Source organism: Streptomyces sp. NPDC045956 (assembly GCF_056430705.1).
Genome location: NZ_JBWKKZ010000009.1, coordinates 99,514 through 124,583, shown reverse-complemented (window position 1 = coordinate 124,583; position 25,070 = coordinate 99,514). Strand labels below are relative to the sequence as shown.

The 25,070-nt window shown below is 72.8% G+C and carries 20 protein-coding genes and 1 riboswitch; of the genes, 8 read left to right on the top strand and 12 right to left on the bottom strand.

The features are described 5' to 3' along the window. Nucleotides 1-243: 243 nt before the first annotated feature. Nucleotides 244-1,095 (bottom strand): sulfurtransferase, encoded by an 852-nt coding sequence (locus tag AC07FV_RS23905; protein WP_479089336.1) that lies wholly within the window; start codon nt 1,093-1,095, stop codon nt 244-246. A gap of 253 nt (nt 1,096-1,348) precedes the next feature. On the opposite strand from AC07FV_RS23905, the gene AC07FV_RS23900 reads away from it, so the two are divergent. Next, nucleotides 1,349-2,170, top strand: coding sequence for a VOC family protein (locus AC07FV_RS23900; RefSeq protein WP_479089335.1), 822 nt, complete (start codon nt 1,349-1,351; stop codon nt 2,168-2,170). Between the two features lie 79 nt (nt 2,171-2,249). Here AC07FV_RS23900 and AC07FV_RS23895 read toward each other — a convergent pair whose 3' ends face one another. From AC07FV_RS23895 to AC07FV_RS23880, 4 genes are all read right to left on the bottom strand, one after another. Beyond that, the gene (locus AC07FV_RS23895; protein ID WP_356612775.1) at nt 2,250-2,900 is read right to left on the bottom strand and encodes a thymidine kinase; all 651 of its coding nucleotides are present in this window, start codon (nt 2,898-2,900) and stop codon (nt 2,250-2,252) included. Nucleotides 2,901-2,946: 46 nt separating this feature from the next. Then, entirely contained in the window at nt 2,947-4,140 is a 1,194-nt protein-coding gene (locus tag AC07FV_RS23890) for an alkaline phosphatase family protein (protein ID WP_479089334.1), read from the bottom strand. After that, nucleotides 4,140-4,736 carry a DUF5998 family protein gene (locus tag AC07FV_RS23885; protein ID WP_383645446.1) on the bottom strand — a complete coding sequence of 199 codons (597 nt, stop codon included), beginning with the start codon at nt 4,734-4,736 and terminating at the stop codon, nt 4,140-4,142. The genes AC07FV_RS23890 and AC07FV_RS23885 overlap by 1 nt, the downstream gene beginning before the upstream one ends. 62 nt (nt 4,737-4,798) lie before the next feature. Beyond that, nucleotides 4,799-7,816, bottom strand: a complete 3,018-nt coding sequence (locus AC07FV_RS23880; protein ID WP_479089333.1) for a bifunctional acetate--CoA ligase family protein/GNAT family N-acetyltransferase — start codon at nt 7,814-7,816, stop codon at nt 4,799-4,801. A 199-nt stretch (nt 7,817-8,015) separates the two neighbouring features. Here AC07FV_RS23880 and AC07FV_RS23875 point away from each other — a divergent pair, with 199 nt between their 5' ends. Next, on the top strand, nt 8,016-8,297 hold the full coding sequence (locus AC07FV_RS23875) for an HPr family phosphocarrier protein (RefSeq protein WP_053138275.1): 282 nt from the start codon (nt 8,016-8,018) through the stop codon (nt 8,295-8,297). Nucleotides 8,298-8,441: 144 nt separating this feature from the next. Here the strand turns inward: AC07FV_RS23875 and AC07FV_RS23870 are convergent, their stop codons facing one another. From AC07FV_RS23870 to AC07FV_RS23855, 4 genes are all read right to left on the bottom strand, one after another. Then, nucleotides 8,442-9,137 (bottom strand): GntR family transcriptional regulator, encoded by a 696-nt coding sequence (locus AC07FV_RS23870; RefSeq protein WP_479089332.1) that lies wholly within the window; start codon nt 9,135-9,137, stop codon nt 8,442-8,444. 274 nt (nt 9,138-9,411) lie between these two features. Then, nucleotides 9,412-10,176, bottom strand: coding sequence for a M23 family metallopeptidase (locus AC07FV_RS23865; protein ID WP_479089331.1), 765 nt, complete (start codon nt 10,174-10,176; stop codon nt 9,412-9,414). Nucleotides 10,177-10,188: 12 nt separating this feature from the next. Then, a riboswitch (cyclic di-AMP (ydaO/yuaA leader) is annotated at nt 10,189-10,353 on the bottom strand. A 188-nt stretch (nt 10,354-10,541) separates the two neighbouring features. Beyond that, complete coding sequence (locus tag AC07FV_RS23860; RefSeq protein ID WP_479089330.1) at nt 10,542-11,930, bottom strand: M16 family metallopeptidase; 1,389 nt, start codon at nt 11,928-11,930, stop codon at nt 10,542-10,544. Further along, entirely contained in the window at nt 11,927-13,279 is a 1,353-nt protein-coding gene (locus AC07FV_RS23855) for a M16 family metallopeptidase (protein WP_479089329.1), read from the bottom strand. Before AC07FV_RS23855 ends, AC07FV_RS23860 begins: the two co-directional genes overlap by 4 nt. 286 nt (nt 13,280-13,565) lie before the next feature. On the opposite strand from AC07FV_RS23855, the gene AC07FV_RS23850 reads away from it, so the two are divergent. Beyond that, entirely contained in the window at nt 13,566-16,022 is a 2,457-nt protein-coding gene (locus AC07FV_RS23850) for a DNA gyrase/topoisomerase IV subunit A (protein WP_479089328.1), read from the top strand. Here the strand turns inward: AC07FV_RS23850 and AC07FV_RS23845 are convergent. Next, nucleotides 16,019-17,191, bottom strand: coding sequence for a CobW family GTP-binding protein (locus AC07FV_RS23845; RefSeq protein WP_479089327.1), 1,173 nt, complete (start codon nt 17,189-17,191; stop codon nt 16,019-16,021). The two genes, AC07FV_RS23850 and AC07FV_RS23845, sit on opposite strands and share 4 nt — an antisense overlap. Before the next feature lie 320 nt (nt 17,192-17,511). On the opposite strand from AC07FV_RS23845, the gene AC07FV_RS23840 reads away from it, so the two are divergent. The 5 genes from AC07FV_RS23840 to AC07FV_RS23820 all read left to right on the top strand — a co-directional run bounded on the left by AC07FV_RS23840 (nt 17,512) and on the right by AC07FV_RS23820 (nt 22,619). Then, nucleotides 17,512-18,063: a DUF6082 family protein gene (locus tag AC07FV_RS23840; RefSeq protein ID WP_479089326.1), complete on the top strand. Its 552-nt coding sequence runs from the start codon at nt 17,512-17,514 to the stop codon at nt 18,061-18,063. Between the two features lie 544 nt (nt 18,064-18,607). Then, on the top strand, nt 18,608-18,844 hold the full coding sequence (locus AC07FV_RS23835; protein WP_356611190.1) for a hypothetical protein: 237 nt from the start codon (nt 18,608-18,610) through the stop codon (nt 18,842-18,844). A gap of 315 nt (nt 18,845-19,159) precedes the next feature. Then, a complete protein-coding gene (locus tag AC07FV_RS23830) occupies nt 19,160-20,104 on the top strand; it encodes a sucrase ferredoxin (protein ID WP_479089325.1) in 945 nt (314 codons plus the stop codon). Nucleotides 20,105-20,244: 140 nt separating this feature from the next. After that, the gene (locus tag AC07FV_RS23825) at nt 20,245-21,942 is read left to right on the top strand and encodes an ATP-binding protein (protein WP_479089324.1); all 1,698 of its coding nucleotides are present in this window, start codon (nt 20,245-20,247) and stop codon (nt 21,940-21,942) included. Beyond that, nucleotides 21,939-22,619, top strand: a complete 681-nt coding sequence (locus AC07FV_RS23820) for a response regulator (protein WP_479089323.1) — start codon at nt 21,939-21,941, stop codon at nt 22,617-22,619. Before AC07FV_RS23825 ends, AC07FV_RS23820 begins: the two co-directional genes overlap by 4 nt. Before the next feature lie 25 nt (nt 22,620-22,644). On the opposite strand, the gene AC07FV_RS23815 is transcribed toward AC07FV_RS23820, so the two are convergent. Further along, complete coding sequence (locus tag AC07FV_RS23815; protein ID WP_479089322.1) at nt 22,645-24,237, bottom strand: solute symporter family protein; 1,593 nt, start codon at nt 24,235-24,237, stop codon at nt 22,645-22,647. Further along, nucleotides 24,234-24,797, bottom strand: a complete 564-nt coding sequence (locus tag AC07FV_RS23810) for a DUF485 domain-containing protein (protein WP_479089321.1) — start codon at nt 24,795-24,797, stop codon at nt 24,234-24,236. The genes AC07FV_RS23815 and AC07FV_RS23810 overlap by 4 nt, the downstream gene beginning before the upstream one ends. Between the last annotated feature and the right edge of the window lie 273 nt (nt 24,798-25,070).

Below are 25,070 nucleotides of genomic sequence, written 5' to 3'. Positions count from 1 at the left end.
TTTGGGACACACCCAACAAAAAAACCAACACACCCCCCCCCCCCCCCCCCCCCCCCCCCTTTCCCCCCCCCCCCCCCCCCCCCCCCCCCCCCCCCGGGACCCCGGTCGTACGGGGCGGGCTCGGCCGTCCGTGCCCCCCCCCGGCCGCGCCGGGCCGGACCGGGGGCTTCGTCGACTCCCGGCTTCCGTGCCACCGAGGACCGGGGCCGCGGACAGCCCCGACCACGGCGGTCCGGACCCGGGCTACTGCGGGTCCGGACCCACGGCGATCGGTCGTGCCGGATCCGAGGACCACTCCGACCACGAACCCACGTACAGCGCCGCCGGAATGCCCGCCACCGCCAGCGCCAGCACCTCGTGGGCGCCCGACACGCCCGAGCCGCAGTAGACCCCGACTTCTTCGCCCTCCGAGGCACCGAGGGTCTTGAACCGTGCCCGGAGTTCCTCCGCCGGCAGGAAGCGGCCGTCCCCCGCCACGTTGTCCGTCGTCGGTGCCGACACCGCGCCCGGGATGTGACCGCCGACCGGATCGATCGGCTCCACCTCGCCCCGGTACCGCTCCCCCGCCCGGGCGTCGAGCAGCAGCCCGGACCGGGCCAGCGCCGCCGCTCCGTCCGCGTCCAACAGCCCCACGGCGCCCGGCCGCGGAGTGAAGTCGCCCTCCTCGGGCGCGGGCACCTCGGTGGACAACGGCCCCCGCCACTCCGGCAACCCACCGTCGAGGACCCGCACGTTCGGGTGACCCGTCCAGCGCAGCAGCCACCAGGCCCGGGCAGCGGCCCACCCCTGCCCGCCGTCGTACACGACGACCGGCCGGCCGGAGGTGACGCCCGCCCGGCGCATCGCCCCGCCGAACTCCGCCACCTCGGGCAGCGGATGCCGGCCCCCTGCGCCGGGTGCGGAGGCCAGTTCCCTGTCCAGGTCGACGAAGACGGCACCGGGAAGGTGCCCGGCCGCGTACTCGGCGCGGCCGTCGAACGGCGCGGCACCGGGCGCCTTGGCCGTGCTCAACTGCCAGCGGACGTCGAGCAGGACGGGCGGGTTCTGGCCCGCCCGTTCCTGCTCGAGTTCGGATGCGGAGATGATGGCGTTCATGGCCCCATCCTGGCGTACCGAGTGGCCGAAGCGTCGATGTCGGGCTACTCTGCCCGCCGGACAGTACCGATCACCGGGCGTATGGGTTCGGGCACATGCTGTACTACCCGCACAGCACCGGGCTGTCCCACGGGCGCGCCCGGACGGCGCGGCACCGGATCCGGTGCCGGCCTCGGCGTGAAGGTCCGTCGAAGCGGAATCCGTCAGGCGGAAGCGGACGCACGGCCCGCGCAGGGCCGAGAAGAGAGTGACGATGACCGACGCACGGGGGTCGGCCGGCCGGAACGGCGAGACGAACGCCCGGCACACGCCCGGAACACCCTGCTGGGTGAGCCTGATGGTGCACGGCCCGGCCGCCACCCACGACTTCTACGGAGCGCTGTTCGGCTGGGAGTTCCGGCCGGGACCGCAGCAACTGGGCCCCTACGCGCGGGCCCTGCTCGACGGGCGCGAGGTGGCGGGCATCGGCCGACTGCCCCCGGACCGCCGGCTCCCCATCGCCTGGACGCCCTACTTCGCGTCGGCCGACGTCAACCGGACAGCCGAGACGATCCGTCTGTGCGGTGGCACGATCGGGGTGGGTCCGCTGGACGCGGGCGAGGCCGGCCGCTTGGCCATCGGCTCCGATCCGTCGGGCGCCGTCTTCGGCGTCTGGCAGGCGGCGGCGCATCTCGGCACGGCCGTGACGGGCGTCCCCGGCACCCCGGCATGGAACGAGTTGCTGACCTTCGAGTCGGCGAGTGTCGCCAAGTTCTACGAGACCGTGTTCGGCTTCGAACGGGTGGCGGAGGTGTCCGCCGACCGGGACTACGTGACCCTCTGCCTCGACGGCCGGCCGGTCGCCGGCATCCACGGGGTCGGCCACGCCCTGCCCCGCGACCGCGGCCCGCACTGGATCACGTACTTCGAGGTGGATGACGCGGAGGAGTCCCAGCGGCGCCTCGCCGAGCTGGGCGGCCACGTCCTCGAACCCGTCCGGGACACCGTCCACGGCCGGGTGGCGACGGTGGCCGACCCGGAGGGCGCCCGCTTCTCGCTGTTGCAGGGCCGGCCCGCCGGCGGGGGAACGGAATGAGACGAGGACTCCGGCCGCCCGCCGTCCCCGGCGCCCGGTGACCGGTCCGGGGCGCCTACGCGCCCCGAGGCCGGCCGGATCAGGCCGGCGCCACCGGCAGGACGTCCGGCGAGAGGGTGCCGGCGCGCGCGGAGGCACTGGTCATCCTGCGCCGGTGGTGCCGCCGGCACAGCACCTCGTAGCCGATCTCGTCGGGAGACCGGGTCACGTCGCCGACGACCACCTGGGCGCCCTCGACGACCATGACGCCGCCCACGGTGCGGGCGTTGTGCGTGGCGCGGGCCCCGCACCAGCACAGGGCCTCGACCTGGAGCACCTCGACGCGGTCGGCGAGTTCCACCAGCCGCTGGGAGCCGGGGAAGAGCTTGGAGCGGAAGTCCGTGGTGATGCCGAAGGCGTACACATCGACGTCGAGGTCGTCGACCACGCGCGCGAGCTGGTCTATCTGGTCCGGCGCGAGGAACTGCGCCTCGTCGGCGATCACGTAGTCCACGCGTCCGCCCTGCGTGAGGTGGTCGACGACGTACCCGTACAGGTCCTGTCCGTCCTCGACCTCCACCGCGTCGGTGACCAGGCCGAGACGGGAGGAGAGCTTGCCCTCGCCCGCCCGGTCGTCGCGGGTGAAGATCATGCCGACGAGTCCGCGTGCCGAGCGGTTGTGCTCGATCTGCAGAGCCAGCGTCGACTTCCCGCAGTCCATGGTTCCGGAGAAGAAGACCAGCTCGGGCATGAGGGGTTGGGCACCTTTCGGCAACGGGACGGCGGTGTGCGGGAGGTCAGGAGCGTACTTCGAGCAGGGGGACGAGTTGTTCGGCAGGGGTCATCGATCCGTGGTTGCCGACCATCGCCGACTCCTTCGGCTCCCGCTCCGAGGCGATGAGGAGGACGTCGTCCCGCGCGGCGGCGATCACGTCGCCGAGGCGGTCGTACACCCGGTCGTCGATCCGGGGGCCGAACCAGCCCGCCTCGATCGCCTCGTCCCGCGAGGCCACCCAGAACTGCTCGCCGAGCACCTCACGCCAGCAGGTCAGCACGTCGTTGTGCGCGCCGGGCACGGCGTACACGTGGCGGGCGCGGCCCTCACCGCCGAGGAGGGCGACGCCCGCCTTCAGCTCCCAGTCCTCGTCGAAGTCGATGCGGTGGTCCTCGTCGAAGGGCACGTCGATCATGCCGTGGTCGGCCGTGACGTACAGGGCGCTGCGCGGCGGAAGCTGCTCGGCGAGGCGCTGGACGAGCCGGTCGACGTGCGCGAGCTGGCCGCGCCAGGTGTCGGAGTCGACGCCGAAGCGGTGGCCGGCGCCGTCGACCTCCGCGTAGTAGGTGTAGACGAGCGCCCGGTCCGCGCCGGCCAGCTGCTCGGCGGCGAGGTCCATGCGGTCCTCGCCGGACAGCCGGCCGTGGAAGGTGCCGCCGCTGAGGGCGACCCTGGTCAGCGGGGTGTTCGCGAAGGTCGGTGAGGAGACCTGCGCGGCGTGCACCCCCGCCTCCTGGGCGAGGTGGAAGACGGTGGGGTACGGCTGCCAGGCGGCCGGCGCCGTCCACGGCCGCCAGCGCAGCTGGTTCATCAGCTGGCCGGTGGCCGGGTCGCGCACGGTGTAGCCGGGCAGGCCGTGGGCCCCGGGGGGCAGACCGGTGCCGACGGAGGCGAGGGAGGTCGCGGTGGTCGCCGGGTAGCCGGCGGTGATCGGCCGCCCGGTGCCGCCGCGTGAGCTGCTCAGCAGCGCGCTCATGAAGGGGGCGTCCTCCGGGTGGGCCCGCAGCTGTTCCCAGCCGAGCCCGTCGATCAGGAACACGCAGTTCCGATCGGCCGGGGTCAGTTCGGTGATGCTCGCGGTCATGCCGGGGACGCCGAGACCGGCGGCCAGGGTGGGCAGGAGGTCGGCGAGCGAACCGGCGCCGTACTCGGGTACGGGGGCGGAGTCGACGGGGAGCGGTTCCGGGGCGGTGTCCCAGGCTGCGGGCTGTGCCATCAGCGGGAGGAGTCCGCGGTCGCCTCGGAGAGGGCCTGCGCGAAGGTGAGCGCCTGGCGCACCGTCTCCGGGCCGTCCCCGGCCTCGCTGACGCGCAGGCTGAGGTCGTCGGCCGTCGAGCTGCCGGTGTAGCCGTGGTCCGCCTCGCAATTGGGGTCGCCGCAGGCGGCGGGCTCCAGGTCGAGGCGGGAGACGGCACCCCAGCCGATGGTCAGCACGATCTCGCGGGGCAACGTGCCCGGCTTGTACTGCTCCGGGTTGGCGACCACGCGGCTGACGACGATGGACGAGATCCGGCCGAGCTTGACGGACTCCGTGGAGGTCGTGGCGTACGGCGTCGGGGAGGTGTCGTCGGCGGCCTGCTCGTCGGTGTGGCTGACGATGAAGCGGTTGCCGGTGAGCACGAGCACGGTCACGTGCCGGCGCACCTCGTTCTGATCGAACGTCGTCTCCTGATGGACCAGGTACGACCGGACGGGCTCGCCGCCCACGGCGGCCTCCACCGCCTCGGCCACGAGGGCCGGGTAGTAGCCGCTGCGCTCGATCGCCGCTCGCAGCCCCTGGGTCGTCGTACTGGTCTTGGCCATGCCGTCCATCCTACGGGGGCGCACTGACTGCGCGGCACGCTCGTGCGGCGCCCCTCCCGGGCCGTGGGCGGTCAGTACGCCGGCAGGGTGCGCGGGCCCAGGTCGTCCCTGGCGGGCGGGGGCGCGAGGCGGACGGAGGCGCTGAGGACGCTCAGGCCGCGCGGGGCGACGACGACCGGTTCCAGGGTGACCGCGACGACCTCCGGGTGGTCGTCGACCAGCCGGGAGACCCGGAGCAGCAGCTCTTCCAGGGCGGCGGAGTCGACGGGGGCCGAGCCGCGCCAGCCGAAGAGGAGGGGTGCCGTGCGGATCGAGCGGATGAGCGAGCCGGCCTCCCGGTCGGTGACCGGGATCAGCCGGTGCGCCATGTCGCCGAGCAGCTGGGTGGCCGCACCGGCGAGGCCGAAGGAGAGCGCCGCGCCGGCCGCCGGGTCGATGACCGCCCGGACGACGGTGTCGACGCCGCGCGGTGCCATGCCCTGCACCACCGGACGCAGCTCCGCGGGCGTCCCGAACAGCTCCGTCAACTCCGCGTACGCGCGTCGCAGTTGCTCCTCGTCCGCGAGGTCCAGGCGTACGCCGCCGAGGTCGGCGCGGTGGCGCAGGTGCGGTGCGGTGGCCTTGAGGGCGACCGGGTAGCCGAGGGTCCGCGCGGCGGCCGCGGCGTCGTCGGGGGTGGGGGCGGGCATCGCGCGGTGGACGCGGATGCCGTACCTGCCGAGCAGCGCGCAGGTCTCCTCGGTGTCGAGCGTGAGTCCCTGCCCGCGCGCGAGGTTCCCGGCGATCAGCTCGGCGGCGCCCTTCTCGTCGATGTCCTCGTACTCCGGCACCTTGCCGGGGTCGGCGGCGTCGCGCCGCCACTGGGCGTAGGCGACCGCCTGGGCGAGGGCGCGCACGCCGCGTTCTGCGGCGGGGTAGGCGGGGATGAGGTGGGGCCCTTCCGGTGCCTCGCCGGGCTCGTCGGCAGCGGGCGGGTGCCGCCGCACGGAGTCCGCGGCGCCCGCGGCGGCGGGCGGGGTCGTCCCCGGCCCGTCGGGCTCGCCCGTCCGGGGTTCGGCGGGCGGGGGCGTCGGTGGCTCCACCGGGGCGGGCGCGGGTCCGGGGGACGCCGGCCGGTCCCCGGCGGTCATCGGGGCCGTCTGCCGGTCGAGGGGCGCGGCGGCGTGCGGGGCGGGGGGCGTCGCCGCCCGTGCGTCCGCGGACGGCGGGGTCTGCGGCGCCGTGCTGGCCGCCGCCGACAGGGCCTCCGCGAGCCCGCCGAGCTCCACGTGCACCACGAGGACCGGCTTGGACGGCACCGAGGCCGCCGCCGAGCGCAGGGCCTTCGCCAGCGCGGCGTCCCCCGCGGAGCCCTCGCCCACCGCGGGGATGGCGGTGACCACCACCGCGTCGCAGGTGTCGTCGGCCAGCGCCCGGGACAGGGCCGCGTGGAACGCGTCGGGCGAGGCCGCCGTCGTCAGGTCGAGGGGAGGATGCGGCCGCAGCCCTTCGGAGAGGCACGCGTCGTACGTGAGCAGGCCCAGTGACTCCGAGTTCCCCAGGATCGCCACCCTCGGTCCGGCGGGCAGCGGCTGCCGGGCGAGCAGCAGGCCCGCGTCGACCAGGTCGGTGATGGTGTCGACCCGGATCACGCCGGCCTGCCGCAGCAGCGCGGAGACCGTCGCGTGCGGGAGGCGCGTCGCCCGCACGGCGTGCCCCTGCGGTGCCGCCCCGCCGTGGCGGGCCCCCTGCACCACGACCAGCGGCTTGACGGCCGCCGTCCGCCGGGCCAGGCGGGTGAACTTGCGGGGGTTGCCGATGGACTCCAGGTACATCAGGGCGACGTCGGTCTCCGGGTCGTCGTACCAGTACTGGAGGACGTCGTTGCCGGAGACGTCGGCGCGGTTGCCGGAGGAGACGAAGGTCGACACGCCCGTGACGCCGGTGACCCCGCCGCCGCGCCGGTGCAGCCGGGACAGCAGGGCGATGCCGATGGCGCCGGACTGGGCGAACAGGCCGATCCGGCCGGGCCGCGGCATCTCCGGGGCGAGGGAGGCGTTGAGCCGCACGTCCGAGGAGGTGTTGATGATGCCGAAGGCGTTGGGCCCGATGATTCGCATGCCGTACGAGCGCGCCTGCCGGACCAGTGCGCGCTGGCGTTCGCGTCCCTCGGGGCCGCTGTCGGCGTACCCGGCGGAGACCACCACCAGGCCCTGGACGCCGTGCTCACCGCACTCGGCGACGACGTCGGGGACGTGCTCGGCGGGCACGGCGACGACGGCGAGGTCGACGGGCCCGTCGATGTCGCGCACCGAGCGGCGGGCCGGTACCCCGTCGAGTGCGTCCTGGCCCTCGGGGAGGGCCTTGTTCACGGCGTGCAGCCGGCCGGTGTAGCCCGCGTCGCGGATGTTGCCGAGCATGCTGCGCCCGACGCCGCCCGGGGTGCGGCCGGCGCCGATGACCGCCACGGAGCCGGGTTGCAGCAGCCGCTGGACGGAACGCGCCTCCGCGCGGTGCTCGCGCGCGTACTGCACGGCGAGCGAGCGGTCGGTCGGTTCGAGGTCGAACTCCAGACGGACCACGCCGTCCTCGAAGCTGCGCTGCTGGGTGTACCCGGCGTCCCTGAACACCTTGATCATCTTGGTGTTGGCGGGCAGCACCTCGGCGGCGAAGCGGCGGATGCCCCGCTCGCGGGCGACGGCGGCGATGTGTTCCAGCAGCGCGGAGGCCACGCCACGCCCCTGGTGGGCGTCCTGGACGAGGAAGGCGACCTCCGCCTCGTCCGCCGGTGCGGAGGCGGGTGTTCCGCCGGCGCCGATCCGGTCGTAGCGTACGGTGGCGATGAACTCGCCGCCGATGGTGGCCGCGAGTCCCACCCGGTCCACGAAGTCGTGGTGCGTGAAGCGGTGGACGTCCTTGGCGGACAGGCGAGGGTACGGCGCGAAGAAGCGGTAGTACTTCGACTCGTCGGAGACCTGCTCGTAGAAGCTGACCAGGCGCTCGGCGTCATCAACGGTGATGGGGCGGACGCGCGCGGTGCCGCCGTCGCGCAGCACCACGTCGGCTTCCCAGTGGGCGGGGTACTCGTGCCGGTCCGACGAGGTCTGCATGGGCCCCAGAGTACGGCTCGCGTACGACAACGGCGCGAGGCAGTCTGTGGAGGACGGAAGGTCGGGCCGAGGCCGCGGTCCGACGACCACGCGGGGCTGCGGACAGCCGTCCCGGGACGCTTCACGATGTGGGAAACTGGTCTAGACAAGAGTGGTCTAGACAACACCAGACCCCTGAACACCTGAAGGGCAGCATCACATGGCTGAGCGCCGCGTCAACGTCGGCTGGGCCGAGGGTCTCCACGCCCGCCCCGCCTCCATCTTCGTCCGAGCCGCCACGGCCACCGGCGTCCCGGTCACGATCGCCAAGGCCGACGGCTCCCCCGTCAACGCGGCCTCCATGCTGGCCGTCCTCGGCCTCGGCGCCCAGGGCGGCGAGGAGATCGTGCTCGCCTCCGACGCCGAGGGCGCGGACGCCGCCCTGGAGCGGCTGGCGAAGCTGGTCTCCGAGGGTCTCGAAGAGCTTCCCGAGACCGTCTGACCGACGGCAGCACCACCGAGAAAGGCCCGCCCGGAATTCCGGGCGGGCCTTTTCTCTGCACCACTCCTGGCGGGGGTATTCGCTTTTCGCGGGCAGCGGAAATCACCCCCTCGAATTCCCCTGTCTTTGTATACGGCGCTCATGTTAATAACGCAGACCCGACATGTTTACGGCACGTTGCGGGTTCCTCACACGGTCCGCCGCCTGGCCTCCGGCGGCGAAGCGCAGGCGGTGCGCCGGCGCCGACCGTTCGGCGTGCAGCGCCATGAGCGCCCGGGCGCGCTCGCCGTCGCCCCGGGCCACCGCGTCGACGATCGCGCCGTGCTCCGCCCAGCACTCCACCGGGTCGGCCGCGGCCTCCACGGCGTACAGCCAGGCGATCTTGTGGCGCAGCTGGGTCAGCAACGCCGTCAGGGAGGGGCTGCCGGCGGCCTGGGCGAGGGTCTCGTGGAACCAGCCGTCCAGCGAGCGCAGATCGTCGCTGCTCCCCTGCCTGGCACGCTCCTGGCCGAGCCGCACCAGGCCGCGCAGGACCTTGAGATGCGCCTCGGTGCGGCGCCGGGCGGCCCGGGACGCGCCGAGGGGTTCGAGGAGCGTGCGCGTCTCCAGCAGGTCGGCCGCCTCCCGCTCGGTCGGCTCCGCGACGCACGCGCCCGCGTGCCGCCGGGTGACCACGAACCCCTCCGCCTCCAGCGTGCGCAGTGCCTCCCGGACGGGGACCCGGGAGACGCCGTAGCGACGGGCCAGGAGTTCCTCGGTGAGGCGGCTGCCGCGCCCGTGGACACCGGAGACGATGTCGTCCCGGATCGCCGTGCACACCGAGTGCGCCGGAATGCGCATGCCCGACCTCCGCCTTCATCCCCGGGAAACGTCGACGATTGACGCGTGTTCAGCGACTCTAGGCCAATGCGGCGGGAATTCCGACGGCGATGTGGATTTCATGGACACTTTTTGGACAACGGCCACACCGGGAACACTCCGGAAATGCGAAAGCCCCGACTCGGGGAGCCGGGGCTTTCGCGTACCGTTCGTCCGTCGTCGGACGTTCACGTCGTCGTCGGACGTTCCCGACGTCCTCAGACGTTCAGGTCGTCGTCAGACGTTCACGCCGTCCTCAGACGTTAACGCCGTGGGAGCGGAGGTAGGCGACGGGGTCCATGTCCGAGCCGTACTCGGGGCTCGTACGGGCCTCGAAGTGCAGGTGCGGTCCGGTGACGTTGCCGGTGGCGCCGGACAGGCCGATCTGCTGTCCCGCGTCGACCGACTGGCCCACCGAGACACCGATGGACGACAGGTGGCCGTACTGCGTGTACGTGCCGTCGTGCATCTTGAGCACGACCTGGTTGCCGTACGCCCCGCCCCAGCCGGCCTCGACGACGGTGCCGACGCCGACCGCGTGCACGGAGGTGCCGGTGGAGGCGTGGAAGTCGATGCCGGTGTGGCTGCCGGAGGACCACAGGGAGCTGCCGGCCTGGTAGGCGGTGGAGACGTAGGAGGCGGTGATCGGCGTGACGAAGGTGTTGAGACGCTTGCGCTCCGCCTCCCGCGCGGCGCGCTCCTTGGCCTCGCGCGCCTCCTGGGCGGCCTGGGCGGCCCGCTCGCGCGCGGCCTCCTGCGCCGCCTCACGGGCGGCGGCGTCCAGGGCGGCCTGCTTCTGCGCGGCGGCCTGGGCGTCGATCTCGTCGGCCAGGGAGTCGCCGATGCTGATGACCGGGGTGAGCCCGCTCTGCTCGACCTGGGGCTCGGCGGCGAGCGCCGGAGCCGCGAGGGTGCCTACGACGCCGGTGGTGGCGAGGGCCGCGACACCCGCCGCGCGGGCGGTGGTGCGGTGCATCCGGCCGGGACGGCGGTGCTTGCCGGCGGCGCGCGTGAACGCCATGTAGTGGCTGGTCCTTTCCTTCCCTCTCGCCTACCGGGTTAGCTGACGGGTTCGGAGGTGGAAGGTCTCCTACGGACCCCCTCGCGGCACGCGCGGGCGTCCGATTCACCCCAGGGACTACGGTGGGTCCCCGGCTCCCCTGGCTCGCGCCGTACGGGGACTCGGCGATGACTGTCCGGTGCCGCGGGTGCGGCGCACTGCCTGACGAACAGCCCGGAAGACGCTAAACGCGGTTGTCTTCAATCCTCAAACGCAACCGGCTTTTTGTAGCGCATGCCACAGCGCAGACAGGCAGCCTCTCCCTCAATTCGGACAAACGGCGGCCCTGGTGACACTCCGGTCACCAGGGCCCCACGCGCGTACCGCTACTCGGCCGCCACCACGGTGACTTCACCGATGCCGAGCGCCTCGACCGGCTCCTTGATCTGTGCCGCGTCGCCGACGAGGACCGTCACCAGACGGTCCACCGGGAAGGCGTTCACGACCGCCGCCGTGGCCTCCACGGTGCCCGTGGCGGCGAGTTGGCGGTAGAGCGTCGCCTGGTAGTCGTCGGGCAGGTGCTGCTCGACCTGGTCGGCCAGCGTGCTCGCGACGGCGGCCGCCGTCTCGTACTTCAGCGGCGCCACGCCCACCAGGTTCTGCACGGCGACGTCACGCTCGGCGTCGGTGAGCCCGCCCTCGGCGAGCTTGCGCAGCACCGTCCACAGGTCCTCCAGGGCCGGACCGGTGTTGGGGGTGTCGACGGAGCCGCTGATGGCCAGCATGGCGGCGCCGGTCCCGTCGGGCGCGGAGCGCAGGACCTGCCCGAAAGCCCGGACTCCGTAGGTGTAGCCCTTCTCCTCGCGCAGGACGCGGTCCAGGCGCGAGGTGAGGGTGCCGCCGAGGCAGTACGTGCCGAGCACCTGCGCGGGCCACACGCGGTCGTGCCGGTCGGAGCCGGTGCGGCCGATGAGCAGCTGCGTCTGGACGGCGCCGGGGCGGTCCACGATGACGACCCGGCCCCGGTCGTCGGCGGTCACCGGCGGCACCGGACGGGGCTCAGCGGCGGAACCGGTCCACGCGCCCAGCGTCTCCACGAGCAGCGCGTCGAGGTCCACGCCGGTGAGGTCTCCGACGACCACGGCGGTGGCCGTGGCGGGCCGGACGTGCTTCTCGTAGAAGGCGCGTACGGCGGCGGAGTCGATGCTCGCGACGGTCTCCTCGGTGCCCTGGCGGGGGCGCGACATGCGCGTCCCGGCCGGGAACAGCTCCTTGGAGAGCTCCTTGGCGGCCCGGCGGGCTGGGTTGGCCAGCTCGTGCGGGATCTCGTCGAGGCGGTTGCGGACCAGCCGTTCGACCTCGCCGTCCGCGAACGCGGGCGCCCTCAGGGCGTCGGCGACCAGGCCGAGGGCCTTGGCGAGGCGCGAGACGGGCACCTCCAGGCTCAGCCGGACGCCGGGGTGGTCGGCGTGCGCGTCGAGGGTGGCCCCGCAGCGCTCCAGCTCGGCGGCGAAGTCCTCGGCGGAGTGCTTGTCGGTGCCCTCCGAGAAGGCCCGCGCCATGATGGTGGCGACGCCGTCGAGACCGGTGGGCTCGGCGTCCAGGGGCGCGTCGAGCAGGACCTCCACGGCGACGACCTGCTGGCCGGGACGGTGGCAGCGCAGCACGGTCAGGCCGTTGTCGAGGCTGCCGCGCTCCGGTGCCGGGAACGCCCACGGCCTGGGCTCGCCGGCCTGCGGCTGCTGGTGGAATTCCATGGTGGCGAGCTCGGTCACTTGGCCGCCTCCTCGTTCTCGTCGGTGGCGTCGTTCACGTCGGCGGGGGCGGTGGGCTCGTAGACGAGCACCGCGCGGTTGTCGGGGCGCAGGCGGGCCTTGGCGACCTCCTGCACCTCCTCCGCCGTGACCTCGAGCACCCGCTGCACGGCGGTGAGGGCGAGCTGCGGGTCGCCGAACAGGACCGCGTAGCGGCACAGTTCGTCGGCGCGGCCCGCGACGGTGCCCAGGCGGTCCAGCCACTCGCGCTCCAGCTGGGCCTGGGCGCGCTCCATCTCCTCGGCGGTCGGGCCCTCCTGGGCGAACCGGGCGAGCTCCTCGTCGATGGCGGTCTCGATGACCGGCACCTCCACGTCGCCGGACGTCTTCACGTCCAGCCACCCCAGGGAGGGTGCTCCCGCGAGCCGCAGCAGACCGAAGCCGGCGGCGACGGCCGTGCGGTCGCGGCGCACCAGCCGGTTGTACAGCCGGGACGACTCGCCGCCGCCCAGGACGGTGAGGGCGAGGTCGGCCGCGTCGCACGCGCGCGTGCCGTCCTCCGGCAGGCGGTAGGCCGCCATCAGGGCGCGGGCCGGGACCTCCTCCTCGACGACCTCGCGCACCTCCCCGCCCATGACGTCGGGCAGCGAGCCGTCCCGGGGCGGCTGCTTGCCGTCGTGCGAGGCGATGGAGCCGAAGTACTTCTCGACCCAGGCGAGGGTCTGCTCGGGGTCGATGTCGCCGACGACCGAGAGCACCGCGTTGTTCGGCGCGTAGTACGTGCGGAAGAACGCGCGCGCGTCCTCCAGCGTCGCCGCGTCCAGGTCGGCCATCGAGCCGATCGGCGTGTGGTGGTAGGGGTGGCCCTCCGGGTAGGCGAGGGCGGTCAGCTTCTCGAACGCGGTGCCGTAGGGGACGTTGTCGTAGCGCTGGCGGCGCTCGTTCTTGACGACGTCCCGCTGGTTCTCCATCGACTCCTCGTCGAGGGCGGCGAGCAGCGAGCCCATGCGGTCGGCCTCCAGCCAGAGGGCGAGCTCCAGCTGGTGGGCGGGCATGGTCTCGAAGTAGTTGGTGCGCTCGAAGCTGGTGGTGCCGTTGAGCGAGCCACCGGCGCCCTGCACCAGTTCGAAGTGACCGTTGCCCTTGACCTGGGCGGAGCCCTGGAACATCAGGTGCTCGAAGAGGTGAGCCAGGCCGGTGCGCCCCTTGACCTCGTGGCGCGAGCCGACGTCGTACCAGAGGCACACCGCCGCGACCGGGGTCAGGTGGTCCTCGGAGAGCACCACGCGCAGGCCGTTGGCCAGGCGGTGCTCGGTCGCTGTCAGGCCGCCGGAGTCTGCCTGGGCTGTGGCCGTGTGACCCATGGGCATGTACGTCCCTTCGCTCGCGGAATCTCGGTGGATTCATGGGGCGGAACTGCGGAATTCCGCCGGTCCCGCCACTGTATGCAAGCGTGCGGGCCACCGGTGAAGTTCCCGCACCTCCTACGCCGAGAGCGAGAACGGGGTTGGCGGTCCGCCGGGGACGAGGGCGTACCCTGCGGGCAGCGCCGGGCCGGGCAGCCCGTGACGGGTCCTGGTCGGTCGCTGTCAGTGCCGCGGTCCACAATGGACCGCGTCAGATCACCGTTCACGCTTCAGCAAGGAGCCGGCAGCGATGGCCCGCCGTAGCACGAAGACCCCGCCGCCCGACGACGCGTACGAGGAGAGGATCCTCGACATCGACGTCGTCGACGAGATGCAGGGCTCCTTCCTCGAGTACGCGTACTCGGTCATCTACTCCCGTGCGCTCCCGGACGCCCGCGACGGCCTCAAGCCGGTGCACCGCCGCATCGTGTACCAGATGAACGAGATGGGTCTGCGGCCCGAGCGCGGCTACGTGAAGTGCGCCCGTGTCGTCGGCGAGGTCATGGGCAAGCTGCACCCCCACGGCGACGCGTCCATCTACGACGCCCTGGTGCGCATGGCCCAGTCCTTCTCCATGCGCGTGCCCCTGGTGGACGGCCACGGCAACTTCGGCTCGCTGGGCAACGACGACCCGCCGGCCGCCATGCGGTACACCGAGTGCCGGATGGCCGAGGCGACCAGCCTCATGACGGAGTCCATCGACGAGGACACCGTCGACTTCGGTCCCAACTACGACGGCCAGGAGCAGGAGCCGGTGGCGCTGCCCGCCGCCTTCCCGAACCTGCTGGTCAACGGCGCCTCCGGCATCGCGGTCGGCATGGCCACGAACATGCCGCCGCACAACCTGCGCGAGGTGATCGCGGCCGCCCGGCACCTGATCCGGTACCCGAACGCCGACCTCGAAGCCCTGATGAAGCACGTGCCGGGCCCCGACCTGCCGACCGGCGGGCGGATCGTCGGCCTGCCCGGCATCCGGGACGCCTACGAGACGGGCCGCGGCACGTTCAAGATCCGCGCGACGGTGTCCGTGGAGACCGTGACGGCCCGCCGCAAGGGCCTGGTCGTCACCGAGCTGCCCTTCGCGGTCGGCCCCGAGAAGGTCATCGCCAAGATCAAGGACCTGGTCGGTTCGAAGAAGCTCCAGGGCATCGCGGACGTCAAGGACCTCACGGACCGCGAGCACGGGCTGCGCCTGGTCATCGAGATCAAGAACGGCTTCGTGCCCGAGGCGGTCCTGGAGCAGCTCTACAAGCTGACGCCGATGGAGGAGTCCTTCGGCATCAACAACGTCGCCCTGGTGGACGGCCAGCCCCTCACCCTCGGCCTCAAGGAGCTGCTGGAGGTCTATCTCGACCACCGCTTCACCGTCGTCCGGCGCCGCAGCGAGTTCCGCCGCACCAAGCGCCGCGACCGCCTGCACCTGGTCGAGGGTCTGCTCACCGCCCTGGTCGACATCGACGAGGTCATCCGGCTCATCCGCTCCAGCGAGAACTCCGCGCAGGCCAAGCAGCGCCTGATGGAGCGGTTCTCGCTGAGCGACATCCAGACGCAGTACATCCTGGACACGCCGCTGCGCCGGCTCACCAAGTTCGACCGCATCGAGCTGGAGTCGGAGAAGGACCGGCTGAACGCGGAGATCGAGGAACTGACCCGGATCCTCGACTCCGACGCCGAGCTGCGCAAGCTGGTCTCCGCCGAACTGGCGGCGGTGTCGAAGAAGTTCGGCACCGACCGGCGTACGGTCCTGCTGGAGTCGTCCGGCGCCCCGGTGGCCGCGGTGCCGCTCCAGGTGGCGGACGACCCGTGCCGGGTGCTGATGTCGTCGACGGGGCTGATCGCCCGTACCGCGAACGACGAGCCCCTGGTCACGGAGGCGGGTGCGAAGCGCGTCAAGCACGACCTGATCGTCTCGGCGGTGGCGGCCACGGCCCGCGGCGAGGTGGGCGTGGTGACGTCCGCGGGCCGCCTCCTGCGGGTGAACGTCGTCGACCTCCCCCAGCTCCCGGAGCCCATGCCCACGCCGAACCTGTCCGGCGGTGCGCCGCTGGCGGAGTTCGTCTCCCTGGAGGACGACGAGACGGTCGTCTGTCTGACCACGCTGGACGAGTCGTCGCCCGGTCTCGCGCTCGGCACCGAGCAGGGTGTCGTCAAGCGAGTCGTGCCGGACTATCCGTCGCACAAAGACGAGTTGGAGGTCATCTCCCTCAAGGAGGGTGACCGGATCGTGGGCGGCGTCGAGTTGCGCACCGGTGACGAGGACCTGGTCTTCATCACGGACGACGCGCAACTGCTGCGCTACCAGGCCGCGCAGGTCCGCCCGCAGGGCCGTCCCGCGGGCGGTGTGGCGGGAGTCAAGCTCGCCGACGGCGCCAAGGTCATCTCCTTCACGGCGGTGGACCCCGCCGCGGAGGCGGTGGTCTTCACCGTCGCCGGTTCACGCGGCACGCTCGACGACTCCGTGCAGACCACGGCCAAGCTCACCCCGTTCGACCAGTACCCGCGCAAGGGGCGTGCCACGGGTGGCGTGCGCTGCCAGCGGTTCCTGAAGGGCGAGGACTGCCTGGCCTTCGCCTGGGCCGGCGCCACCCCGGCGCTCGCCGCGCAGCGCAACGGCTCGCCGGCCCAGCTCCCGGACATGGACCCGCGCCGCGACGGCTCGGGCGTGTCCTTGCCGAAGACGGTGTCCGTGGTGGCGGGACCGGCCTAAACCTCGCCCCGGGGGGCGGGCGGCGGCTGCACTCCGCCCGGCTCCTCGGTCTCGGGGTCTTCGGCCTCGGAGTCTTCGGGCTCGGGGTCTTCGGGCTCGAAGTCCTCAGGCTCGAAGTCCTCGGCGTCGGGGTCCGGTACGTAGCGCAGGACGCCCCACATGCCGTGCTCGTCGGCGGGCGGGGCGTCGGCGGCCCGGCGGCACGCGTCGAGTTCCGCACGGAGGGCGGGCGCGTCGATGCCGGAGCCGATGAGCACCAGCTGGGTGCGGCGGGCGTCGCCGGCCGGCCAGGGCTCCGGGTAGAAGCGCAGGAAGCGCCCGACGGCATGGACGGCGTACCTGTTCCGCGTGTCGTACGGCCCGAAGTCGATGTAGCCCTTGATCCGGTAGAGGCCCTCGGGCCGGCTGTCGAGGAAAGTCATGAGTCGGCGCGGGTCGAGCGGAGCACCCGAGACGAAGGACAGGCTGTCGTAGGCGGCGTGCAGGTGCTCGGCGTGTGCGCTGCCGCCCCCCGAGTGGTCGTGCAGGTCGTCGAAGGACAGCTGCCCCACACGTTCCTCGCCGGGCCGGCAGTCGTAGAGGAACTCCGGGTCGATACGGCCGTAGGTCGCGGGCACGACGGCCGCGCGGTCGCCGAGCGAGCGGACGAGGGAGAGCACCCGCTCGGCGTCCGGCGCCCGGTCCGTCTTGTTGACCACGATCAGGTCGGCGAGCGCCAGGTGCCTGTCGATCTCGGGGTGCCTGAGACGCGTGGCGTCGAACTCGGCGGCGTCGACCACCTCGACCAGTCCGCCGTAGACGACGCCGGGCTGTTCGCTGGCGAGGAGCATCCGCACGAGTTCCTGCGGCTCGGCGAGACCGCTTGCCTCGATGACGATGACGTCGATGCCCGCCTCGGGGCGGGCCAACCGCTCCAGGTACCCGTCCAGTTCACTGGCGTCGACGGCACAGCACAGGCACCCGTTGCCGAGCGAGACGGTCGAGTCGCCGAGCGCGCCGGCGACCGCCATCGCGTCGATCTCGATCGAGCCGAAGTCGTTGACGATGGCACCGATCCGGCTGCCTCCACTGCGGTGCAGGAGGTGGTTGAGCAGGGTGGTCTTTCCTGAGCCGAGGAATCCGGCGAGTACGACGACCGGAATCTGCTGCGGAATCGGGCGTTGCCCCACCGTGCGACCTCTCTCTCACCCACGCGTACGCCGGTCCGCACCAGCGCTTACACCCCTGTACGGAATTGCCTGATCAGGATACGAGCCGGTGCGGTCGACACGGAGTGAACGATTGTCAGCAGCGCTCGCGGGGCAGACGTTGGACAAGGCGCCGGACCGTGCGACCCTCGCTTCCCTCCGTGCGCCTCCTCTCCGCCTCCCCGCCGGTCAGCGCCGCTCGGCACTCTGGAGGCGGCAAGCGCCGCCCCTTGCTCGCCGGTCCCCGTCAGCCGACCCGCACTCGACGACCGGCGGCGGGGCCGCCTGATTCGGGGGTTGACATGGCCACACGGAAGAACGCCACGGGGAGGTTCGGCTCCGCCGCGGCGGGCATGCTGCTCGCCACGGCCGGGGTGACGCTGGCCGTACTTCAGCGCGCTCTGGAAGCGGAACGACTGCGGACACGGCGGCTCGAACTCGAGGAGACCGCCTCCCGCCGCCGGGCGCTGGCACACCAGCAGCGCATGCATTGGGAACTGCTGTCCAGGGCGATCGACGACCCGTCACTGGCCTCGGTGATCGACACGTACGACCCCGCCATCCCGGCGGAGAAACGCCGCCAGTACTTCTACGCCAACGCCTGGTACGTCAACCTCTACCACCTCTACCGCGCGGGTCTCCTGGACCGGGAGGAGCTGTACGGGCACGCCCGGGAACTCTTCCAGAACCCCCTGATGCGGGAGTACTGGGACGCGTCGAGGGGACAGCGGGCGACGCTCAAGCAGTCGTCCGACGAAGCGCGGATCGGGCTCCTGGTCGACGCCCTCATCAACGACCTGGACGAAGCCGACACGGACGAGTGGTGGGTGGTGGGCACGCCTCCGACACCGTGACCCGCCTGGTCCTCCGGTGAAGGGCCCGGCCTTGGCAATTCAACGGCGACGCACTGGTCTCCGTCGATGATTCGCACGGTGCGGGCACCAATACACAGTAAGTTCCCCGGCAGCCGCTGCGCCTGGAACAGCGCACGGTCGCCGACCTGTCCACCGCACCCATTCCACTGACGGCCAGGCGGCAGGGCCAGGAGGTCGTCCATGACTTTGGAAGCCATCGTCTTTCTCGCCGTAGCGGCGGCCGTCGGCTCCTTGGTGTACCGGCGCGAGGGAATCGGGGCGGGCGTAACGGCAGCAGCAGCCGTCATAGGCGTCCTCTGCCTGCTGACGTGGGGCAGCCCGTCATCGCCGCCTACCCCACCCGCCGCCCCGGAGGGAATCCACAGCAGCCCCGCCACGCCCCCCGCACGGACGTGATCGCGCGGTGAACATCGATACCGGGCAGGTATGAGTAGTCTCTCGCCTTGCAGCCACCGCGGGCGAGGAGTCGGCGGTGCGCTGCCTTCACCGAGAGCCCAGATCCGATGTAAGGACCGGTACTACCTTGAAAATCGTGCGCCGTATCGGTGTGCCGCCAAGCGCCCGTGGCAGTGCTTCAGGAGCCAACTGCCCGGACCTGTTCGAACTGAGTGACGGCAACTTCGCCGTCATCGGCACCGAGGCCACCGAGGCGCTGGAGCGCGAACTGCCCGCCGACGCCTCCCGCGCCGACTACGAACGCATCGTGGTCATCAGCCGGGAAACCCTGATCCGCGCCAAGGCGGACATCCCCGACGCCTGACCTCCCGCGGGGCGCCCGCCCACCGGGACCCGCCCCGCCGCACCGGCCCGGCCGCACACGACCTGCCACCGCGCCGGACCGATCGCCCGTCGAGCCCCCGGCACCCCGTCCGCTCGACGACCCCACCGATGAGGCCTGGCGCCGGAACGGCACCAGGCCGCACGGACGCACGTCCCAGGACGCACCTCCCAGGGCTTACCTCCCAAGCCCCGCCACCCGAACTCCGGCGAGACCGACGCACGCCGGACACGACCGGAGTAGCGCTCAGGCACCACTGAAGGTCACCGCGAGCGAAGTCAGGTTAGGCTCACCTCTGTGAGTACGTGCTCAACCGTCTCCAGGGACCTCGACGAACCCGTTGCGGGCACCGCGCCCGTGGCGAGGACCTGGTTGCTGCTCGAACAGCCCGGCCCGTGGGGGGCCAAGGCGCTCACTTCGAGCCACCTGGATCCCGCGCTCGGCCGCGCCCTGGAGACCGCCGCGAAGGGCACGGGCGTTCGCATCGCCCTCATCCGTCGGCCCGGACGCCATGCCGACCGCGGCACCCCGGACGCGCGCCGGGTGTACGCGGCCCACACAGTGCCGGGCCATGTGTGGCTGCACCACACCACGCTCACGGACCCCCGCCGGTTGCTCGACCTCGATCTCGCCGCACTCGGAAGGGGCGACGCCCGCGCCTTCGACTCCGCCCTCGGAGCCGCCCCGCATCGCGGGGAGCCGCTGGCCCTGGTGTGCACCAACGGCAAGCGCGACCGGTGCTGCGCGCTCCTCGGCCGACCGCTGGCCGCCGAGCTCGCCGCCTCCGGAGCGGGCGACGTCTGGGAGGTCACCCATCTGGGTGGCCACCGCTTCTCCCCCACCGTCCTCGTGCTGCCCCACGGATACGTGTACGGACGGGTCCAGGCGCACACCGTCAAGGAGATCATCGGCAGCGCCCGGGAGGGCCGGATCGCCACGGGGGGGTGCCGCGGGAACTCGGCGTGGGAGCGGCCCGGACAGGCGGCCGAGCTGGCCGTGCGCGCGGCCGTCGGCGAGGACGCGGCCGAGGCCCTGCGGGTCGTTCGGACGGAGGGCACCGCGCCGCGCTGGGAGGTGACCCTGGCCCACGGCGACGGGCGGCAGTGGCGGGTCACCGTGGCGCAGGGGCCGTCGGCGCCCCCGCGTCCGGAGAGCTGCGGGGCGTCGGTGCTGGGGTCGCCGGCGCGCATGGAGGTCACGGCGGTACGGGAACTGTCGGTGACGGCGGCGCTCGCCGGCTGAGCGGCGCCCCGGCGCACCCGGCCCCGCCCCGCCCCGCCCCGCCGACGGCAACGGCAACGGCAACGGCAACGGCAACGATCAGATGATCCGCGCCACACCCCTCTACGGCATGCCACCGCCTCCCACGTACCGTCATGGGTATGAGCCCCACTCCCCCCGCACGCCGCCTGCGCCTCGGCCTGCCGCGGCGGGTCTTCTCCCAGGTGCTGCTGATGCAGCTGGCGATCGCCGCGGGAGTAGCCGTCCTCGCGACCGGGTTGTTCCTGGCGCCGCTCGGCGACCAGCTGGACGACCAGGCGATGCGCCGGGCGCTCGCCATCGCGCAGACCACGGCGCAGCAGCCGCGGGTGGCCCAGGAGCTGCGGACCACGCGCCCGGCTCCGGACGGCCCGGTGCAGCGCGAGACGGAACGCATCCGGAAGGCCACGAAGGCGGAGTACGTCGTCGTGATGGACCGGGAGGGCGTGCGCTGGTCGCACACCGACCCGGAGCGGATCGGCGAGGTGGTCTCCACCGATCCCGGGGAGGCTCTGGCGGGCCGCGAGGTGATGGAGATCGACGACGGCACTCTGGGCCGTTCCGCGCGCGGCAAGGTGCCGCTGCGCGACGGGGACGGTTCGGTCGTCGGCGCGGTGTCGGTCGGCATCGCCTACGACAGCGTCCGCGCTCGGCTGGTCCACGCGATTCCCGGTCTGTTCGCGTACGCCGGCGGCGCACTGGCCGTGGGCGCGCTGGCCGCCTGGCTCATCTCGCGCCGGGTGCAGCGGCAGACCCGGGACCTGGCCTTCTCGGACATCGCGGGACTGCTCGCGGAGCGCGAGGCCATGCTGCACGGCATCCGGGAGGGGGTCGTCGCCCTGGACCGCGGCGGTCTGGTCCGGCTGCTCAACGACGAGGCGCAGCGCCTGCTGGGCATCGGCGCCGATGCCGTCGGCCGCTCGCCCGAGGAGGCGCTCGGCGCGGGGCGTACGGCCGATGTCCTGGCCGGCCGGGTGACCGGCACCGACCTGCTCACCGTCCGCGGTCAGCGGGTCCTGGTCGCCAACCGGATGCCGACCGACGACGGCGGTGCCGTGGCCACGCTGCGGGACCGCACCGAGCTGGAGCAGCTCGGCCGGGAACTGGACTCGACGCGCGGCCTGATCGACGCCCTGCGCGCACAGGACCACGAGCACGCCAACCGCATGCACACCCTGCTCGGGCTGCTGGAACTGGAGATGTACGACGACGCCGTGGAGTTCGTCGGCGAGGTGGTGGGCGATCACCGGGTGACCGCGGAACAGATCACCGAGCGGATCGAGGACCCGCTGCTGGCCGCCCTGCTCGTCGGCAAGGCGACCGTCGCGGCGGAACGGGGAGTCGCCCTGTGGGTGTCGGACCGTACGCGGCTTCCGGACCGCCTGGTCGACCCGAGGGGACTCGTGACCGTCGTCGGCAACCTGGTCGACAACGCGCTGGACGCCGCCGCCGGCTCGCCGCACGCGCGCGTGGAGGTCGAGTTGCGGGCGCGGGGGCGCGCCGTCACGCTCACGGTGCGCGACACGGGGCCCGGCGTCCCGGCGGACCGGCGGGAGCTGGTGTTCGCGGCGGGATGGTCGACGAAGGAACGGCCCGCGCACCGGCAGCGCGGCATCGGCCTGTCGCTGGTCCGCAGGCTGGCCGAGCGGCAGGGCGGCAGCGCGACCGTCGAGGCGGCGTACGGCGGCGGTGCGGAGTTCGTCGTCGTCCTGCCCGAGGCACTGACCGGGGCCGAACCGGAACCGGTGCTCACCGCGCCCGCGGCACCCACCGCCCTCGCCCCGATGAACACCACCGCCGTCGAGGAGGAGACCCGATGATCGAGGTCCTGGTCGTGGACGACGACACCCGGGTCGCTCGGGTCAACGCCGCCTACGTCGAGAAGGTGCCGGGCTTCCACGTGGCGGGCCAGGCGCACAGCGCGCTGGAGGCACTGCGCACCGTGGAGGCGCTCCCGCGCGTGGATCTGGTCCTGCTGGACCACTACCTGCCCGACCGGACCGGTCTGGACGTGGTCCAGGAGATGCGGCGACGCGGCCACCAGACCGACGTGATCATGGTGACCGCGGCGCGGGACGTGTCGACCGTCCAGGCGGCGATGCGCCAGGGCGCCCTTCAGTACCTGGTCAAGCCGTTCGCCTTCGCGGGGCTGCGCGCCAAGCTGGAGGCGTACGCGGAGCTGCGGCGCACCCTCGACGGCGGGGGTGAGGCCGAGCAGGCGGAGGTCGACCGGATGTTCGGCGCCCTGTCGGCTCCGTCGGAGCCCGGGCTGCCCAAGGGGCACTCCCCCACCACGGCAGAGCTGGTGCGCCAGTGCCTGATGAAGGCCGACGGCGCACTGTCCGCACAGGAGATCGCCGACCTGACCGGGGTGAGCCGGCAGACCGCTCAGCGCTACCTCAAGCTGCTGGAGCGCACGGGACGGGCCAGGCTGACCCTCAAGTACGGCGACGCGGGCCGCCCGGAGCACCGCTACGCATGGGCGACCCGCACCTGAGCGACCGCGTCGACGGGGCCGCCGCCTACACCGCCCCCGCGCCGGTCAGCGACCGCACCTCCGTCTCGGCGTGCTTGGCCTCGTCCGGCACCTCGGGCGAGGTGACGGTGCCCAGCCAGCCCGCGAGGAAGCCCAGCGGGATGGAGACCAGGCCGGGGTTCTGCAGCGGGAAGAACTGGAAGTCGGCGCCCGGGAACAGCGACTGCGGGCTGCCCGACACCACCGGGGACAGCAGCACGAGGACCACGGCGGGGACGAGGCCGCCGTAGACGGCCCACACGGCGCCGCGCGTGGTGAATCCGCGCCAGAACAGCGAGTAGAGCAGCACGGGCAGGTTTGCGGACGCCGCGACGGCAAAGGCGAGGCCCACGAGGAAGGCCACGTTGAGGTCCCGCGCGAGCAGGCCGAGAGCGATGGCGACGGCGCCGGTCACGACGGCGGCGACACGGGCCACGGCGACCTCACTGCGCGGTGCGGCGTCACGGCGCCGCAGGGACGCGTACAGGTCGTGGGCCACGGACGCGGAGGACGCCAGGGTGATGCCGGCCACCACCGCCAGGATGGTGGCGAACGCCACGGCGGCGACGACCGCGAACAGCACCGTCCCCCCGGTGGAACCCGCGCCGCCGCCCAGGTCGAGGGCGAGGAGCGGGACCGCCGTGTTCCCGGCCGCGTTCGACGCTCGCACGGCATCGGGTCCGACCAGGGCCGCGGCGCCGAACCCGAGCACGATCGTCATCAGGTAGAAGCCGCCGATGAGGCCGATCGCCCAGACGACGGACCGTCTCGCCGCCCGGGCGGTGGGCACGGTGTAGAAGCGGGACAGGATGTGTGGCAGTCCGGCCGTGCCCAGCACCAGGGCGAGTCCCAGGCTGATGAAGTCGAAGCGCGAGATCCAGTCCCCTCCGTAGGCCAGACCGGGTGCCAGGAACGCCTCGCCGTGACCGCTGCGTTCGGCCGCCGTACGCAGCAGCCGGTCGAAGTCCCCGTGGAAGCGCACCAGGACGAGCGTGGTCAACGCGACGGTCCCGCCGATCAGCAGCACCGCCTTCACGATCTGGATCCAGGTGGTGGCCCGCATGCCGCCCAGCGACACGTAGATCACCATGAGGGCGCCGACGCCGATGACCGTCCAGGTGCGCGCCGCCTCGGTGGTGCCGCCGAGCAGCAGCGCGACCAGGCTGCCCGCACCCACCATCTGCGCCACCAGGTACAGGACGGAGACGGTGACCGACGAGGTGCCCGCGGCGATCCGCACCGGCCGCTCACGCATCCGTGCCGCCACGACGTCGGCGAGGGTGAACCGTCCGCAGTTGCGCACCAGTTCGGCGACGAGGAACAGGACGACGAGCCAGGCGACCAGGAAGCCCACCGAGTAGAGCATGCCGTCGTAGCCGTAGAGCGCGATGAGCCCCGAGATGCCGAGGAAGGAGGCGGCCGACATGTAGTCACCGGCGATGGCAAAACCATTCTCCATCGGGGAGAAGAGCCGCCCGCCCGCGTAGAACTCCTCCGCCGAGCCCTGCCGGTGGCGACTCACCCAGGTGGTGATGGCCAGCGTGACGGCGACGAACGCGCTGAACAGGAGCAGCGCCAGGGTCTGGTGGTCGCCCGTCACGACGCTCCCCCTCGCGCTCCGCGGGTCAGTTCCTGGGTGTCCCAGCGCAGTTCCAGTGCGGCCCGGTCCCTGCGCAGCCGCGCGTGCCGGGCGTAGGCCCAGGTGAGCAGGAACGTGCTGAGGAACTGCCCGAGCCCGGCGAGCATCGCCACGTTCACCGCTCCGGCCACGGGCCGGGCCATCAGCGCGGGCGCCGCGGTGGCGGCCACCACGTAGGCGGCGTACCAGCCCAGGAAGGCGACGACCGCCGGCACCACGAACCGTCGGTACCTGCCGCGGACCTCCTGGAAGGCCGCGCTGCGCTGGACCTCCAGGTACACGTCGGCCGCGATCCGGTCCGGGTCCCGCACCCCTTCCCGGCGCGTCGAGGGCAACGCCCCCTCGGTGCCCCGGGGGACGGGCGACTCGCCCCAGCCGGAGGCCAGTGCGTCGTACCAGGGGTCGTCGTATCCCGGATGCGGAGCGCCCTGCGCGGAGGGCGGGTACGGGGCACCGCGGTGATCCACCGCGCTCTCGGGACCGCCTCCGGCACCGTGAAGGCGATCATTGCTTGACTGCATGCCCAAGGATGGACAGAACGGGAAGATCCCCGACTCTTGTTCCCCTCGCGCTTCACCCCATCAGGTGACTGTGCCGGTGCGAGGCCCCACCGTCCCCTTCCCGTACACGTCGTGACCCGGAGGTAGGTGCCAGGTGCGGGCGGCGGGCTCTTCGCTTCCCCCGGGGGACGGACTCCTCACGCGCGTGCGCGTGACGGCCTGCCCCGGAGGCGCCGGCCGGGGGCGTCCGGGGCCGGGCCCCGGTGCGGAGGCCCGGGCCCGGCGGGCCGGCGG

Excerpts from the sequence above, each read along its gene's own strand:
- AC07FV_RS23855 (WP_479089329.1), bottom strand. The coding sequence starts at position 13,279 with ATGCCCATGGGTCACACGGCCACAGCCCAGGCAGACTCCGGCGGCCTG.
- AC07FV_RS23895 (WP_356612775.1), bottom strand. The coding sequence starts at position 2,900 with ATGCCCGAGCTGGTCTTCTTCTCCGGAACCATGGACTGCGGGAAGTCG.
- AC07FV_RS23825 (WP_479089324.1), top strand. The coding sequence starts at position 20,245 with ATGAGCCCCACTCCCCCCGCACGCCGCCTGCGCCTCGGCCTGCCGCGG.
- AC07FV_RS23900 (WP_479089335.1), top strand. The coding sequence starts at position 1,349 with ATGACCGACGCACGGGGGTCGGCCGGCCGGAACGGCGAGACGAACGCC.
- AC07FV_RS23885 (WP_383645446.1), bottom strand. The coding sequence starts at position 4,736 with ATGGACGGCATGGCCAAGACCAGTACGACGACCCAGGGGCTGCGAGCG.
- AC07FV_RS23840 (WP_479089326.1), top strand. The coding sequence starts at position 17,512 with ATGGCCACACGGAAGAACGCCACGGGGAGGTTCGGCTCCGCCGCGGCG.
- AC07FV_RS23890 (WP_479089334.1), bottom strand. The coding sequence starts at position 4,140 with ATGGCACAGCCCGCAGCCTGGGACACCGCCCCGGAACCGCTCCCCGTC.
- AC07FV_RS23880 (WP_479089333.1), bottom strand. The coding sequence starts at position 7,816 with ATGCAGACCTCGTCGGACCGGCACGAGTACCCCGCCCACTGGGAAGCC.
- AC07FV_RS23865 (WP_479089331.1), bottom strand. The coding sequence starts at position 10,176 with ATGGCGTTCACGCGCGCCGCCGGCAAGCACCGCCGTCCCGGCCGGATG.
- AC07FV_RS23810 (WP_479089321.1), bottom strand. The coding sequence starts at position 24,797 with ATGCAGTCAAGCAATGATCGCCTTCACGGTGCCGGAGGCGGTCCCGAG.
- AC07FV_RS23820 (WP_479089323.1), top strand. The coding sequence starts at position 21,939 with ATGATCGAGGTCCTGGTCGTGGACGACGACACCCGGGTCGCTCGGGTC.
- AC07FV_RS23870 (WP_479089332.1), bottom strand. The coding sequence starts at position 9,137 with ATGCGCATTCCGGCGCACTCGGTGTGCACGGCGATCCGGGACGACATC.
- AC07FV_RS23875 (WP_053138275.1), top strand. The coding sequence starts at position 8,016 with ATGGCTGAGCGCCGCGTCAACGTCGGCTGGGCCGAGGGTCTCCACGCC.
- AC07FV_RS23905 (WP_479089336.1), bottom strand. The coding sequence starts at position 1,095 with ATGAACGCCATCATCTCCGCATCCGAACTCGAGCAGGAACGGGCGGGC.
- AC07FV_RS23850 (WP_479089328.1), top strand. The coding sequence starts at position 13,566 with ATGGCCCGCCGTAGCACGAAGACCCCGCCGCCCGACGACGCGTACGAG.